Raw genomic sequence first — 13100 nt, forward strand, 5'->3', positions numbered from 1 at the left:
AGAGAGAGAGAGAGAGAGTAACGAAGCCGGCAGTCCGGCTGCGAGCGCCGGATGAAGGTCAGTTTTTGCTGAGCGCCCAATCCGGTTGAGCGTCGAACGTCTGGATTTCCTTGTTGATCAGCTTGCCGTCCTGCTTGGCCACTTCGCGCAGGTAGACGTTCTGCCGGATGTGCCTCGTTTCCGGATCGATCGAAACCGGTCCACGCGGGCTGATCCATTTCATTCCCTTGACCGAGGCAACCGCCTTTTCCGGGTCCCGCTGTCCGTTGGTCGCCTCGATCATCCGGTAGATCAACCGCGCCCCGTCATAAGCCGCGACCGAGGTCATCGTGACTTCGTCGAGCTTGCCACCGTCCTTGACGATCTGATCCAGGAACGCCTTGTTCTCCGGTGATGAATGGGAGAGAGCGTAGTGGTAGGTTGACAGGATGCCGATGCCGCTCTCTCCGATGTTCGGGAGATCCGGCTCCGTCACGACGTCGCCTGTCGACACCAGCTTCACACCGGCCGCCTTCAATCCATTGTCGATATAGGCCTTTACGAAGCCGAGCGTCGGAGGACCTGCCGGCAGGAACGTGAAGATGGTATCGGCGCCAGAGTCCTTGATCCGCTGCATGATCGGACTGAAGTCGGTCGTATTCAGCGGCATGCGAATGACTTCGGTCACGGTGCCGCCGTCGGCTTCGAAGGTCTTCCTGAATGCGCTTTCTGCGTCGAGGCCCGGACCGTAGTCACTGACCGCGATAGCGACCTTCTTCGAGCCACTCCTCATCGCTGCCTTCGCCGCCGGAACGGCGTTCTGCCACATCGTGAACGATGTTCGCACGATGTACGGACTCTTCTCGACGATGGTGGAGGTCGCAGCGTTCAGCACGATGAGCGGCGTCCGGGATTCTCCCAAGAGCGGCGCCACCGCCAAGGCATCCGGCGTGAAATAGAGTCCGGCAAGGTAATGCACCTTGTCCTTCACCAGCAGTTCTTGCGCCAGCGCCTTGGACTTTGCCGGATTGGGAGCCTCCTCGTCGCGATAGATGAACTCGACCTGGTGATCGCCAACCCTGGAACCGTTCTGGGCGACCCAGGCTTCGATCCCCCTTTTGAAGTTCTGGCCGAACAGCGCAAAGGGACCGGACATGGTGCCGATCACCCCAACCTTGATGACGTCCGCGGCCGCCGCCGAACTCATCAGTCCGAATACGGCCACGGCGGAAAGCAGGCTGGTCGGCTTGATCATTTCATCCCTCTCGTGTCGACGGCTTGTCGGGCCATGGTTGCTCGGCTTGGCTCAGAACATCTCGAAATATTCACGCTGTTCCCATTCGGTGACCTCCGCCTGGAAGCGATCGATCTCCGCATTCTTGATATGGACGTAGTAGTCCACCAGCTCCGCGCCCATCGCATTCCGGAAGAAGGGATCCTCCTGCAGAGCGAATACCGCTTCGCGCAAGGACTTGGGCAACAGTGCGGCGTTGGTCTCGTAAGGTGTATCGGCTGACGGCCCTGGATCGAGGGCGCGGTCGACGCCGTCGAGTCCGGAAAGGATCTGCGAGGCCATGTACAGATACGGATTCGCCGCAGGCTCTCCGACCCGGTTCTCCAGGCGCGTCGCCCTGTCGTCTGGACCGCCGAGAACGCGCAGCATCACGCCGCGATTGTCGCGCCCCCAGATGGCGCGATCCGGTGCCAGCGAATAGGACCGATAACGCTTGTAACCGTTGATCGTCGGCGTGGTGAAGACGGTAGCAGCGCGGGCGTGCTCGAGCAGGCCCGCCAGATAATGCCGTCCAAACGTAGACAGCGGCTCTCCCGCGACTTTCGACATGAAAGCGTTCTCGCCCCCCTCGCGGCTGACCAGCGACTGATGCAAATGCCAGCCGGACGAGACGACGTTTGGAATGCGCGGCCTGCACATGAAGGTCGCGTGATAGCCATGGCGGCGCGAGATCTGCTTCACGGCGCCGCGGAACAACACCATGGTATCGGCCGGAACAAGGCCCGTCGTCGGTGCAAAAGTGAGTTCTGCCTGGCTCGGTCCGTACTCGACCTCCATCGAACGAAGCGGAAGACCCAGCGCGACGAGGTCGCGCCGGATGAGCTCGAGCACGGGCTCCATCTGATCGTAGCGCTGCTCCGTCAGATACTGATATCCATGAGAGAGAAGGCTGATTTCGGGCGGCTCGCCGGGTTGGCCTGCATGTTGCGGCTGCATCTTCGGGTCGTTGACCCGAAAGATATGGAATTCGACCTCGAGCCCCGCGACGAAATCGTAGCCGCGTTGGGACAGTTTTTCCAACGCCGCCTTGTACACGCCACGCGTGGCGAATGGGACCGGCCGCCCGTCCGCGAAGTGCAGGTCGCACAACAGCCAACCCGTCGTCGGCGCCCATGGCAGGATCTTGAAGGTGGTCGGATCCGGCACCATCAGGACATCGCTTCCGCCCTGCATCTCGCTCCTGCCGAAGCCGCCGCCGGGCGTAAACACCGGAAATACCGTGCGATGCGAGGTGTCCTTTGCCAGCATCGTCGTCGTGATCGAGCAGCCGCTTTCCAGCGCTTGCAAAGCCTCGGACGCAATCAGCGTCTTGCCGCGCAGGATCCCGTGCTGATCCGGAAACGACAGCCGTATGGTTTCGAGCTTGCTGTCCTCGGCGATCCGCCGCAGCCGCGCGGCCGCATCGTGTTGTTCGTCGGACCAAAGCCCGTGTTTCCTGACAAAGCTCAGGCCAGGTTCATCGGAAGGGAGCCGCAGCAGCATCACTTTGCCGCCGTCAGATGAGGGACCTTCTGCGCGATATCGGCGGGAACCGGCGCCGCCCAGGGAGCGCCCCTCCTCCGCTTCACGTCGACCTCCATCCAGTAGGTCTCCCAGCCTTTGGTCGGGCCGATGCCGTCCATCGTGGCGGGGCCCTGAATGCTCCGGGCGTGCGCCTCGTCTAGAAACATGAAGGGCTTTCCGCCCTGTGAGACCTTCTCGATCTCCTGGCGGAGCAGCCGGCGGTATTGAATGATGGCCTTGTCCGTCTGGCCGAGATGCTCCCGCGTACGATCCTGGATCGCTCCCATTGACTCGACCGCCCACTGGTCATGGACGTTGATGTCCGCCCCCATCCCCGTGTAGGTCGCGTGCGCCTGCTCGTGCGGATCGAAACCGTAGTCGTTGGACTTGTTCTTGCGCGATCGGTATTCAGGCAGTTCATAGAGCTCGAGGCGTTGCTCGCGCATCTTCTGCTTGTTCACGGGCGTGGTGTAGCTGGTGAAGATTGCGTACCAGTAGCAATTCCTATCATCCACCGGCACGTGCCACTGCGTGATCGTCATCTCCGTGCTCATCGGGATTACGAACGCATGCGGGAAGAGCTGATTGGTGACGCGGACATGCGTCCGCTCCTCATCGATAGTGCGCAAGGCGATAAGCCGAAGCCCAAACTCGGTGTGCTCGACATTGATGATCGGCCGATCATATTCGCGCAGCACCTTCGTCATCGGCATTTCACTGTCGGCCGACGCGCCGCGGAACTGCTTTCCATACGCGATCGAGGTGTCTTCATCCTCGAAAAAGCGATGCAGGAACGACGCATGAGCCGGATCGATGCCGACTTCCAACGCCTGAAGCCAGTTGCACTCCATCAAGCCCTTAAAGGCGAAGGTGTAAGCTTCGGGGGCCGCAAAGCAATCGAGCTCCGGAAAAGCCGGCGGCTCGCCCTCAGCGAGATAGGTCCAGAGGATGCCGCCCTTTTCCACGACCGGGTAAGAGCGCTGCCTGATGTTCTTGCAGAGCGACGATCCTGCCGGCTCTGCCGGTGTTTCCAGGCACTGCCCGTTCACATCGAAGAGCCAGCCGTGAAAGGCGCAGCGCAGCCCGCCATTCTCCAACCGTCCGAACGCCAGATCGGCGCCGCGATGCGGGCAGTCGCGATCCATCAGCCCGTAGCGGCCGCGCTCGTCGCGGAACAGCACAAAGTTCTGGCCAAGCAGCTGGACCGCCTTGATCGGCCGCTCGCCCTGGAGTTCATCGACCAGCGCCGCCGGCTGCCAGTACATCCGCATCAACTTGCCTGCGGGATCCGCCGGGCCGATGCGAGTGATCAGGTCGTTTTGCTGTTGGCTCATCATCGTGCGGTTCTCCTTCGAGTCTCGATGTCTTGCTTGCCGGGACTACGGCTTAACGCTGAAAGACGACCTTGCCGCCGACCAGCGTCAGGTCCGCCTTGATGTCCTTGATCTGCGCTTCCGGCACGGCCATGTAGTCAGCGGAGACCACCACGAGGTCGGCAAGCTTTCCGGGTTCGATCGTCCCCTTCCGCGCTTCCTCGAAGGTGTAGTGCGAAGCCGCGCTGGTGTAGAGACGCAGGGCCTGCTCGCGACTGACGGCTTCCGACGCACCGTAGACGTTTCCATTCGGATCCTTCCGGGTCACCATGATGTACATGTTGAGGAAGGGGTTGATCGGATTGACGGGGAAGTCCGTTCCGGCGCCGAGATTGTCGAGCCCCATTTTCGCGATCAGTGTCCTGGTCGGCACGGCGCGGTCGGCGGTCGCCCGGCCCAGAAACCGCTCGACGGTCGCGGCCTTGTCCCACATGAAGACGTTCTGGAAATCGATGCGGACCCCCAGCCTGTGCGCACGCTCCATCTGCTCGGGCCTGATCAGACTGGCGTGGATGAGGACGAAGCGACGATCCTGGATCGACTTTTCCTTGTTTGCCGCCTCGAACGCGTCGAGCACCTGGTCGATGCCGAGGTCGCCCACGACGTGCACGCCGACACGCCAGTCGTAGCGGTTGCAGATCGAGACGAGTTGCTTCAGCCGCTCGGGGGTCTGCTGCGTGATGCCGTGATAATCGTCATGTGAATCGGGATAGACGTCGCGCATGAGCGCCGTCTTCAGCGTCATGCCACCATCGTAGAAGATCTTGATGCCGGCGAATTTGAGCCAGTCGTCGCCAAAGCCCGACGAAGCCCCGTTGCCCGACATGATCGCTTCCCAGGCGGACAGATCAGCAGGGGGCTCAGGCCTGACCATCACGCCGGTACGCAAGGTTGCGTTTCCGGACGCGGCGATCTTCTGCAGCGTGCGGATATCGCGGGCTTCCGTTGCGCCCTCGACCGCGCTCGTAATTCCGAAACTGTTCAGCACGCTCTCGGCAATGGTGAACTGCCGCACCTCGTCGTCCTCCGTCCACGGCGGCACGGCCTTCTCGACCCGATCGATCGCCGTTTCGACGAGGACGCCAGTCAATTCACCGGCAGCGTCCCGCTCGAAGGATCCGCCACTCGGATCCGCGGCGGTCTTGTCGACCCCCGCCTTTTGCAGAGCCATGGTGTTCGCCATCGAGAAATGCCCGACGGTGCGCAAATAGACCGGATTGTCTGGAGCGACGCTGTCGATCTCCTGCCTGGTCAGATAGCGCTTCTCGGCGAGTTGCGACGGCGGATGCCACGCGCCGCCCACGATCCACTCACCCGGCTTCTTCCTGACCGCGAATGCCTTGATCGCCTCGAGCGCTTCCGCGGCCGTCTTCGCACGGCTCATGTTGACGACATAGTCGGCAAGACCAGCCGCCTTGAAATGAGCGTGAGTATCGATCAGTCCGGGAATGACGGTCTTGCCGGACACATCGAACACACGCGTCCGGGCGCCCGCAAGGGGCTTGATCGACGCGCTGCTTCCGGTCGCGAGAATCTTTCCGTCCCTGACGGCGACCGCCTCAGTCACGGTCGATCGTTCGTCCAGCGTCAGGACCTTTCCGTTGATGAGAACGAGGTCTGGCGCATTCAAGTCCACCTGCTGCGCCACCGCATGGGTCGCACCGGCGAACCACATCCCCGCACCCAAAACCGCAAGCGCCACCGGAGGTTGCAAATGTCCAGGGTGAAATTCGTCCAGACGGACGGAACGGAGAGCGTGATCGATGTTGCGCCGGGCGTCAGCGCCATGCTCGCCGCGGTTCGCAACGGGGTATCGGGGATCGAGGGCGAGTGCGGCGGCTGCCTGGATTGCGCGACCTGCCACGTCTACGTCGACGAAGCGCAATTGGGCGCGTTGGCTTCGCCGAACGCCGATGAGCTGGAGTTGCTCGGCTCGGTCGCGGCAACCAGAAAGCCCAACAGCCGATTGAGCTGCCAGCTCAAGGCCCCCTTCCCCGCCGAGACGCTCATCGTCTACATCCCCGGAGTCCAGTCATGACCGGGCTCGTCGTCATCGGCGCTTCGTATGCTGGTATTCAGGGCGCGCTTGCCGCTCGTGACGCCGGATACTCCGAAACCATCACCGTTGTGGCCGACGAAACGTGGTTGCCTTACCAGCGACCGCCGCTGTCCAAGGATTTCCTCGCGGGTGCCGCAACGGAAGAGAGCCTCGTGCTACGCGATCGTGCCTTCTTCGCGAACAAGGGCATCGACCTTGTGGTCGGCGTGCGCGCGGTCGACATCGACCGCCGTGCGCGAAAGGTCGGGCTTGCCGGCCATCCGGAGCTCAACTTCGACAAGCTGCTGATCGGGACCGGATCCCGTGCGAGAAGGCTTGCCCTTCCCGGCGCCGATCTCAGCGGGGTCCTATATCTGAGGACGCTGCAGGATGCGATCGATCTCAGGGCCTCCTTGCTGGATGCTGCCGAGATCGTGATCGTGGGAGGGGGCTTCATCGGTCTCGAAGTCGCCGCCTCGGCTTGCAAGCTGGGCAAGAAGGTGACCGTGCTCGAGAGCGCTCCGCGCCTCCTGGAACGGGCCGTTTCGCCGACTGTGTCCGAATTCCTGCTGGACGTGCACCTCCAGCACGGCGTCGACATACACCTCGGCGAGACCATCGTATCGATCGAGGGAGAGAACGGTCTCGTTGCGGCAGTTCAATGCGGGAACGGCACTAAGATCCGAGCCGACCTCGTCCTGGTGGGGGTCGGAGGCCTGCCGAACGATCAGATCGCCAGGGACACCGGATTGAGCTGCACCAACGGCATCACAGTCGACGACCACGGGCGCACCAGTGACCCGAACATATTCGCCGCAGGGGACTGCGCCACGCACTACAACTCCTTCGCGCAGGATTGGATTCGTCTCGAATCTGTTCAAAACGCCCAAGATCAGGCCAAGGCGGCGGGGTTGGCGATAGCCGGAAGCACCGGGCCGTATGCATCGGTGCCGCGTTTCTGGTCCGACCAGTACGATGCCAAACTCCAGATCGTGGGGATATCGCGCAACTTCGACGACCAGGCGCTTCGGGGTTCGATCGACGACGGACAATTCTCGATCTTCTACTACAGGCAAGGGAAGCTGATCGCAGTGGACAGCATCAACCGGCCGGGTGAGCAGCTCGCGGCCAGGAGGTTGATTGCGGGCGGGATATCCCCAACCCCGGACCAGGTCACAGACCTGTCGTTCGACCTCAAATCCCTGCCTAAACCGGCTAATGCCGCTAGAGTATAGTCGGGAGATTCGGGCACCTTTTGCCACGCAGGCGAACCAACGGAACGGACGGCTCACGCGAAATGCCAAAACTCAAGCGGACGGCAGAAGAAGCGGAGGCCAGGCGGGAGGGACCCGAGTTCGTCGAAAGCCTCGATCGCGGCCTGCGCGTTCTCCAGGCCTTCGGAGTTGAGCGACGGCCGATGACGCTCAGCGACATCGCCAAAATCGCGAACCTGCCGCGAGCGACCGCCCGCAGGCTCCTGATGACGCTTCAGAAGGCCGGCTATATCGCGGGCGACGAGCGACTTTTTTCGCTGACGCCGCACGTATTGACCCTGGCTTCCGCCTACCTTGCCTCCAATCAGATCAGCACCGTCATGCAGCCGCTGATGGACGAGGTCTCCACCAGGGCCAGGGAGGTCTGTTCGCTGGCGCTGCTGGACGGAAGCGAAGTCGTCTTCGTCGCTCGCGCGAGCCCGGCGCGTGTCTTTCCCTCGGGCATTGACATCGGCTACCGGCTTCCGGCCTTTTGCACCTCCGTCGGACGGGTCCTGCTCGGCCGCCTATCGAACGAAGAACTCGCTGCCGCGATCGACGCGATGCCCTTGAAGGCGCAGACGTCCGAGACGATCGTGGACAAGTCCCTCGTGCTTGCGACGATCATCACCGACAGGAGCAAGGGCTATTCGCTGGTCGATCAGGAGGCCGAGGCCGGATTCCGTTCGATCTCCGTCCCGATCCAAAGGTACGACGGGGGCATCATAGCGGCCGCCAATATAGGAGCGCACGTCGATCGCATCACAACGGGCGAGATGATCGACCGGTTTCTTCCGCTGTTGCGGGAGATGGCGGCCAGGGCCAAGCCTCTGCTGGTCTGAGTCTCGACGGCTTATCCTTGCCAGCTCATCACTTCAATCGCTTCTTGTAGGCGTCCGGATCCATGTCCCGGATGTCGACGCTGAGGCTGTAAGTGTCTTCGAGAAGTGCGACCAGGGTCTTTCGGATTTCGATGCTCAGCTTCTCTTTTTTTTGCGGCGTCCTGCCGGCCAGCATGTAAAGCGTGACATGGAAGAACGATCTCTCCTCCCCCGCGACGAGATAATCATCGAACGCTTGGGCGCGGATCTTCAGGTCGTGGCTCCTGACGACACCGGTGGAAGCGGCCGCCCGATGGATCGCCGACAACACGTCGCGCATCGGCGACATCTTTTGTCCGGTCGAGTAGTGACATACTATATGGGGCATCTGATAGCTCTGTCGATGACAGTGTCGGCCTGAGCGCTCAATCGAATGCTAGACAACGTCGTCTCCTATCCGACGAAAGGCGCGCCGGTCGAAACAATAGCGACGACTCCCCTCACAGAGAAGATATTTCGCAGTGTCTCAGAGCCATGACGAACCTCAAGATGGAGGTTTGAAATCGTAGGAGATCCGTCCTGCCGGAAGATAGAACAGCGCAATGAGCGCGCCGCCCCTGAGTGCCGGCTCGCCTCCTTGGAAAACTTCACGGTCTTGACGTTCAGCACCACAAGGACCAGTCGAGGATTGCAATCTCCTGGTCCGTCAAGCCGCTCTCGACCGTCACCTGCGGCACGACATGGGCGATCTCCGCAATCGCGCGGTCGGCAACCGCCAATCCCTTCGCCGTCAGCCGTACCAGCTCCGATCGACCATCATCGTTTCTCCATCGCTAAACTTCGAAGAACACAGTCTCGTCGTCGCCCTGCAGATAAATGTCGAGGGCGTAGACTGCGTTGCCCGATCCGGCCTTGCGTTTCGCGATCAGGGTCGCACGGCGGTCGGCCGGCACCAGCGCCAGCACGGGATCGCTGGCGTTGCCGGCTTCATCGTCGAAATAGATCCGGGTGTAGAGGTGCAGCAGCATGCCGCGCGCGAACACCGCGAGCACGATGTGCGGCGCCTGCGGCTTGCCGTCGGGATCGGCGACCTGCCCCGGCTTGATGGTGTCGAAGGCGTAGCCGCCGCTCTTGTCGGTGCCGACGCGGCCAAACCCCTTGAAGGAGGAATTCGGCTGCGCGCGCGTGTCCTGCGGATCGGAGAAGCGGCCCTGGGCATCGGCCTGCCAGATCTCGAGCATGCAGTCCGGGATCACGGCGCCGTCGCCGTCATAGACCTTGCCCTCGACGCGGATCCGCTCGCCCGAAGTATCAGACGTGACAAGGTTGTTGTTGAAGGCGTCGTTCCATTCGTAGTCGCCGCCCGGCGTCAGGCCGTACTTGAAATAGGGGCCGACGGTTTGCGACGGCATGATTCCGTCAGGACGCTGGTTCGACACTTACCTGGTCTCCATCGGCGTGGCGTTGCGCCCGCGCAGCACAATATCGAAACGGTAGCAGAGCGCCCATTCCGGCTTGGTGTTCTCGAGATCGAAGGACGAGATCATCCGCGCGCGCGCCTTCTCGTCCGTCACCGAGTTGAAGATCGGATCGAACGGGAACAGCGGGTCGCCCGGGAAATACATCTGCGTGACCAGACGCGAAATGAAGGAATGGCCGAACACCGAGAAGTGGATGTGCGCCGGCCGCCAGGCGTTGTGGTGATTGCCCCAGGGATAGGCGCCGGGCTTGATGGTGATGAACCTGTAATAGCCCTTGGCATCCGACTGGGTGCGGCCGGCGCCGGTGAAGTTCGGATCGAGCGACGCCGGATGCTGGTCGACGACATGGACATAGCGGCCGCAGGCATTGGCCTGCCACAGTTCGACCAGCGTGTTCGGCAAGCCGCGGCCATCCTCGTCGCGCACATGGCCATGGACGATGATGCGTTCGCCGAGCGGCTCACCCTTGTGCTGGATGGTGAGATCGTTGTCGTGCGCGCGCACCGTTTCGTGGCCATAGACCGGACCTGTGAGCTCGGACAGCGTGTGCCGCATCGGGATCAGCGGCTTCTGCGGCGAGCGCTTGACCGAGCTCCTGTAGGCGGGAGACAACGGCGCAGGGTGGATACCCTTAGAAGTGACCGGATAGATCAGCGTCATGTGCTTTGCTCCAAAGACGGGTGACGCCGTTGCATGGCGCCACGCGCGGTCAGCAGTCAGGCCGGAGCCTTGAAATCGTAGGAGATGCGTCCGGCCGGCAGATAGAACAGCGCGATGACCGCGCCGCCCCTGACCTCGGGATAGTGCCGGCTGCCGGGATCGGGCGCCGTCCAGCCGGGTCCCTGCCACCCCTGCAATCCCTTCAACTCCGCACCCTTGTTCAAGGGCACCACAAGGTTGAGCTCTCCATAGGGATGGCCGTGATACTGCCCGCGCAACACGTCGTGATCGTCCTCGTCCTTGAAGCGGCGCGGATCGGCGCTGTTCATGTAAACAGCGGTAATGCTGAACTGAAAGGTCTCGGGAGTCGGCTCCAGGATTCGGCTGCGCCGGTAATTCGGGCCGTCCACCTCCTGGTTCGCCGCCCACCCCTCGTCGACCCCGATCTTGATCAGGCGAGCGAGATCCTGATAGAGCGGGCTCTCCTCGCCATATTTTTCGTTGAGCCAACGCTCCATCTCGGCGCCGGGCGTCATATCCTTGACTTCCCGGAGAAACGGAATGCTGCGCTGAATCAGTTCTTCTCGGCTTCCCATGACCGTCTCCCTTTCTCGTTTGGGTCTTATGCTTCGAATCCCGCGAACGTGACGAACTCATCGACGTCAGCTCGCGGCATCAACCTTTCCCTCGCCTCAACCTTGCCACGCCCGATCGAGATGCCGCACACCACCATCTGCTCCGCAGGGATCGACAGAAGCGGGCGCAGGATCCTGTGATATTTCGCGAAGGTTTCCTGCGGACAGGATTGCAGCCCGCGTCCTGCGGCAGCCAGCAACACGTTCTGAACGAACATTCCGAGGTCGACCCAGCTCCCCACCTCGAGCCGACGGTCGATAGTGACGATCAATCCCACCGGCGCGCCGAAGAATGCATAGTTTTTGGCGGTCTGCCTGCTGCGGGCGTCAATATCGGTCTGAGCGATGCCGAGCGAGCCGTAGAACAACCGCCCGAATTCTTGTCGCCTTTTCAAATACGGCTCGGGCAGATCGCTGGCGTAATATTTGTATTCCGAGACGTGCTCGTCGCGACACGTTTCGTGCGCCTCCAAGAGCGCCGCCGACGCCCTCTCCTTTACGGGGCCCGCGAGCACGTAGACGTGCCAGGGCTGGATGTTCGCGCCACTCGGCGCGAACCGCGCCACGCCGAGGATCTGCTCGATAGTCCGTCGCGGGACCGGCGTATCTGAAAATTCACGGCACGCGAAGCGGCCAGCCATGATTTCGTCGATGTGGTTTCGCGCTGTCCGACCTGCGCCTTCGCCGATCACGGCTTCTTCAAGAGCGGACATCCGCCTTCCTCCATCGGTTTGAAGGCTTCCTCCCCGGGAATTGTCGCGAGCAGCTGGTAGTAGTCAAACCTGTATCTGGACTCCTCCGGCGACTTTACGCGGAACAGATACATGTCGCGGACCAGCCGGCCGTCCTGGCGGATCCGGCCGTTCTTCGTCATGAAATCGTTCACCGGCATTTCGCGCATCTTGGCGGCAACGGTCGGTCCATCCAGCGTACCTGCCGCTTCGACCGCTTTGAGATAATGCATCACTGCGCCATAGGTGCCGGCATGGATCATAGTCGGGACCTTCTGGATCTTCTCGATGAAGCGCTTCGCCCATGCGCGCGTCTCGTCGTTGAGGTCCCAATAGAATGCCGAGCTGAGCATCAGGCCCTGGGAGCTCTGCAGTCCAAGACTATGAATGTCGGCAATGAAGACGATCAGGCCCGCAAGCTTCTGCTCGCGCGTGATCCCGAACTCGCCCGCTTGCTTGACCGCGTTGATGAAATCGCCGCCGGCGTCGGCGAGCGCGATCACCTCCGCCCTGGACGATTGCGCCTGCAGCAGGAAGGATGAGAAATCAGGGGTGTTGATCGGGTGCTTGACGGCTCCGACGACCCTGCCGCCGGTCGCGTCGATCACCTTGCGGCTGTCGGCCTCAAGCTGCGCGCCGAGAGAGTAGTCCGCTGAAAGGAAGAACCAGCTCTTCGCGCCGAGACGCGAAATTGCCTTGGTTGTGCCCTGCGACAGGGCGTAAGTGTCGTAAGTCCAGTGAATGCCTGTCATCGAGCATTCGTCGCCGGTCAGGCGCGACGTTGCGGCGCCTGTGGCGAGAAAAAGCTTCTTCTTGTCACGGGTGATGCCTTGCACCGCGAGCGCAACGGCGGAGTTCGGCACGTCGAGGATCGCCTCAACACCTTCGTTCTCAAGCCAGCGCCGTGTGATCACCGATCCCACGTCAGCCTTGTTCTGATGGTCGCCGGCGATAATCTGGACGGAGCGCCCCAGCACCTTGCCCTTGAAATCGTCAACGGCCATCTGCGCGGCAACCACCGAGCCCTGGCCGCCGTTGTCGGCGTAAAGCGAGGACATGTCGGTCAGGATACCGAGCTTGACCGGACCGTCCTGCGCGATCGCTGATGTCGCGAATATCGCCGACGCCAGCACCGCGCCGATCGCGCTGTCTTTGACACCCGACATCACGCTGGATTTCATTTGCCCGCCTCCTCCAAACACGGCGACGGGATAATGACGGGATCGGCCGGTTGCGGAAGTGAAACTCTTGCAGATTGATCCTGAACTGCCTTCAGATTGCCGGCGATGGCGCCACGACGTGTTCGGACCGTCCGCTCGGTTGCGTCTGCCG

The 13100-nt window shown here is 61.9% G+C and carries 13 protein-coding genes and 1 pseudogene; 3 read left to right on the plus strand and 11 right to left on the minus strand.

The genetic code is table 11. The features are described from left to right. Positions 1–58: 58 nt before the first annotated feature. From ACFFWD_RS05610 to ACFFWD_RS05625, 4 genes are read right to left on the minus strand one after another with little or no spacing between them, the layout of a single operon-like run. Positions 59–1234: an ABC transporter substrate-binding protein gene (locus tag ACFFWD_RS05610; protein ID WP_376962297.1), complete on the minus strand. Its 1176-nt coding sequence runs from the start codon at positions 1232–1234 to the stop codon at positions 59–61. 51 nt (positions 1235–1285) lie between these two features. Continuing rightward, positions 1286–2722, minus strand: a complete 1437-nt coding sequence (locus ACFFWD_RS05615; protein ID WP_376962459.1) for a glutamine synthetase family protein — start codon at positions 2720–2722, stop codon at positions 1286–1288. A 32-nt stretch (positions 2723–2754) separates the two neighbouring features. Then, positions 2755–4113 (minus strand): aromatic ring-hydroxylating dioxygenase subunit alpha, encoded by a 1359-nt coding sequence (locus tag ACFFWD_RS05620; RefSeq protein WP_376962299.1) that lies wholly within the window; start codon positions 4111–4113, stop codon positions 2755–2757. 49 nt (positions 4114–4162) lie between these two features. Further along, entirely contained in the window at positions 4163–5824 is a 1662-nt protein-coding gene (locus ACFFWD_RS05625) for an amidohydrolase (protein ID WP_376962301.1), read from the minus strand. A gap of 39 nt (positions 5825–5863) precedes the next feature. Here ACFFWD_RS05625 and ACFFWD_RS05630 point away from each other — a divergent pair, with 39 nt between their 5' ends. From ACFFWD_RS05630 to ACFFWD_RS05640, 3 genes are all read left to right on the plus strand, one after another. Continuing rightward, positions 5864–6187, plus strand: a complete 324-nt coding sequence (locus ACFFWD_RS05630; protein ID WP_376962303.1) for a 2Fe-2S iron-sulfur cluster-binding protein — start codon at positions 5864–5866, stop codon at positions 6185–6187. Next, positions 6184–7422, plus strand: a complete 1239-nt coding sequence (locus ACFFWD_RS05635; protein ID WP_376962305.1) for an NAD(P)/FAD-dependent oxidoreductase — start codon at positions 6184–6186, stop codon at positions 7420–7422. Before ACFFWD_RS05630 ends, ACFFWD_RS05635 begins: the two co-directional genes overlap by 4 nt. A gap of 62 nt (positions 7423–7484) precedes the next feature. Next, positions 7485–8282 (plus strand): IclR family transcriptional regulator domain-containing protein, encoded by a 798-nt coding sequence (locus tag ACFFWD_RS05640; RefSeq protein WP_376962307.1) that lies wholly within the window; start codon positions 7485–7487, stop codon positions 8280–8282. 28 nt (positions 8283–8310) lie between these two features. Here ACFFWD_RS05640 and ACFFWD_RS05645 read toward each other — a convergent pair whose 3' ends face one another. The 7 genes and pseudogenes from ACFFWD_RS05645 to ACFFWD_RS05675 form a co-directional block, all read right to left on the minus strand. After that, entirely contained in the window at positions 8311–8649 is a 339-nt protein-coding gene (locus ACFFWD_RS05645) for a 5-carboxymethyl-2-hydroxymuconate Delta-isomerase (protein WP_376962309.1), read from the minus strand. A 156-nt stretch (positions 8650–8805) separates the two neighbouring features. Then, positions 8806–8889: pseudogene (locus tag ACFFWD_RS05650) on the minus strand (DUF4863 family protein); the annotation flags it as partial. A 205-nt stretch (positions 8890–9094) separates the two neighbouring features. After that, entirely contained in the window at positions 9095–9673 is a 579-nt protein-coding gene (pcaG, locus tag ACFFWD_RS05655) for a protocatechuate 3,4-dioxygenase subunit alpha (RefSeq protein ID WP_376962311.1), read from the minus strand. A gap of 27 nt (positions 9674–9700) precedes the next feature. After that, positions 9701–10402 carry a protocatechuate 3,4-dioxygenase subunit beta gene (pcaH, locus tag ACFFWD_RS05660; RefSeq protein ID WP_376962313.1) on the minus strand — a complete coding sequence of 234 codons (702 nt, stop codon included), beginning with the start codon at positions 10400–10402 and terminating at the stop codon, positions 9701–9703. A 56-nt stretch (positions 10403–10458) separates the two neighbouring features. Then, positions 10459–10998 (minus strand): 4-hydroxylaminobenzoate lyase, encoded by a 540-nt coding sequence (locus tag ACFFWD_RS05665; protein WP_376962315.1) that lies wholly within the window; start codon positions 10996–10998, stop codon positions 10459–10461. A 26-nt stretch (positions 10999–11024) separates the two neighbouring features. Next, positions 11025–11729, minus strand: a complete 705-nt coding sequence (locus ACFFWD_RS05670; RefSeq protein ID WP_376962317.1) for a nitroreductase — start codon at positions 11727–11729, stop codon at positions 11025–11027. Then, positions 11726–12949 carry an ABC transporter substrate-binding protein gene (locus tag ACFFWD_RS05675; protein ID WP_376962319.1) on the minus strand — a complete coding sequence of 408 codons (1224 nt, stop codon included), beginning with the start codon at positions 12947–12949 and terminating at the stop codon, positions 11726–11728. The genes ACFFWD_RS05670 and ACFFWD_RS05675 overlap by 4 nt, the downstream gene beginning before the upstream one ends. Positions 12950–13100: the final 151 nt, after the last annotated feature.

The sequence above is a fragment of the Bradyrhizobium erythrophlei genome (assembly GCF_042430365.1).
Lineage (GTDB): Bacteria > Pseudomonadota > Alphaproteobacteria > Rhizobiales > Xanthobacteraceae > Bradyrhizobium > Bradyrhizobium erythrophlei.

Excerpts from the sequence above, each read along its gene's own strand:
- ACFFWD_RS05610 (WP_376962297.1), bottom strand. The coding sequence starts at position 1,234 with ATGATCAAGCCGACCAGCCTGCTTTCCGCCGTGGCCGTATTCGGACTG.
- ACFFWD_RS05620 (WP_376962299.1), bottom strand. The coding sequence starts at position 4,113 with ATGATGAGCCAACAGCAAAACGACCTGATCACTCGCATCGGCCCGGCG.
- ACFFWD_RS05625 (WP_376962301.1), bottom strand. The coding sequence starts at position 5,824 with ATGTGGTTCGCCGGTGCGACCCATGCGGTGGCGCAGCAGGTGGACTTG.
- ACFFWD_RS05630 (WP_376962303.1), top strand. The coding sequence starts at position 5,864 with ATGTCCAGGGTGAAATTCGTCCAGACGGACGGAACGGAGAGCGTGATC.
- ACFFWD_RS05635 (WP_376962305.1), top strand. The coding sequence starts at position 6,184 with ATGACCGGGCTCGTCGTCATCGGCGCTTCGTATGCTGGTATTCAGGGC.
- ACFFWD_RS05640 (WP_376962307.1), top strand. The coding sequence starts at position 7,485 with ATGCCAAAACTCAAGCGGACGGCAGAAGAAGCGGAGGCCAGGCGGGAG.
- ACFFWD_RS05645 (WP_376962309.1), bottom strand. The coding sequence starts at position 8,649 with ATGCCCCATATAGTATGTCACTACTCGACCGGACAAAAGATGTCGCCG.
- pcaG (WP_376962311.1), bottom strand. The coding sequence starts at position 9,673 with ATGCCGTCGCAAACCGTCGGCCCCTATTTCAAGTACGGCCTGACGCCG.
- pcaH (WP_376962313.1), bottom strand. The coding sequence starts at position 10,402 with ATGACGCTGATCTATCCGGTCACTTCTAAGGGTATCCACCCTGCGCCG.
- ACFFWD_RS05665 (WP_376962315.1), bottom strand. The coding sequence starts at position 10,998 with ATGGGAAGCCGAGAAGAACTGATTCAGCGCAGCATTCCGTTTCTCCGG.
- ACFFWD_RS05675 (WP_376962319.1), bottom strand. The coding sequence starts at position 12,949 with ATGAAATCCAGCGTGATGTCGGGTGTCAAAGACAGCGCGATCGGCGCG.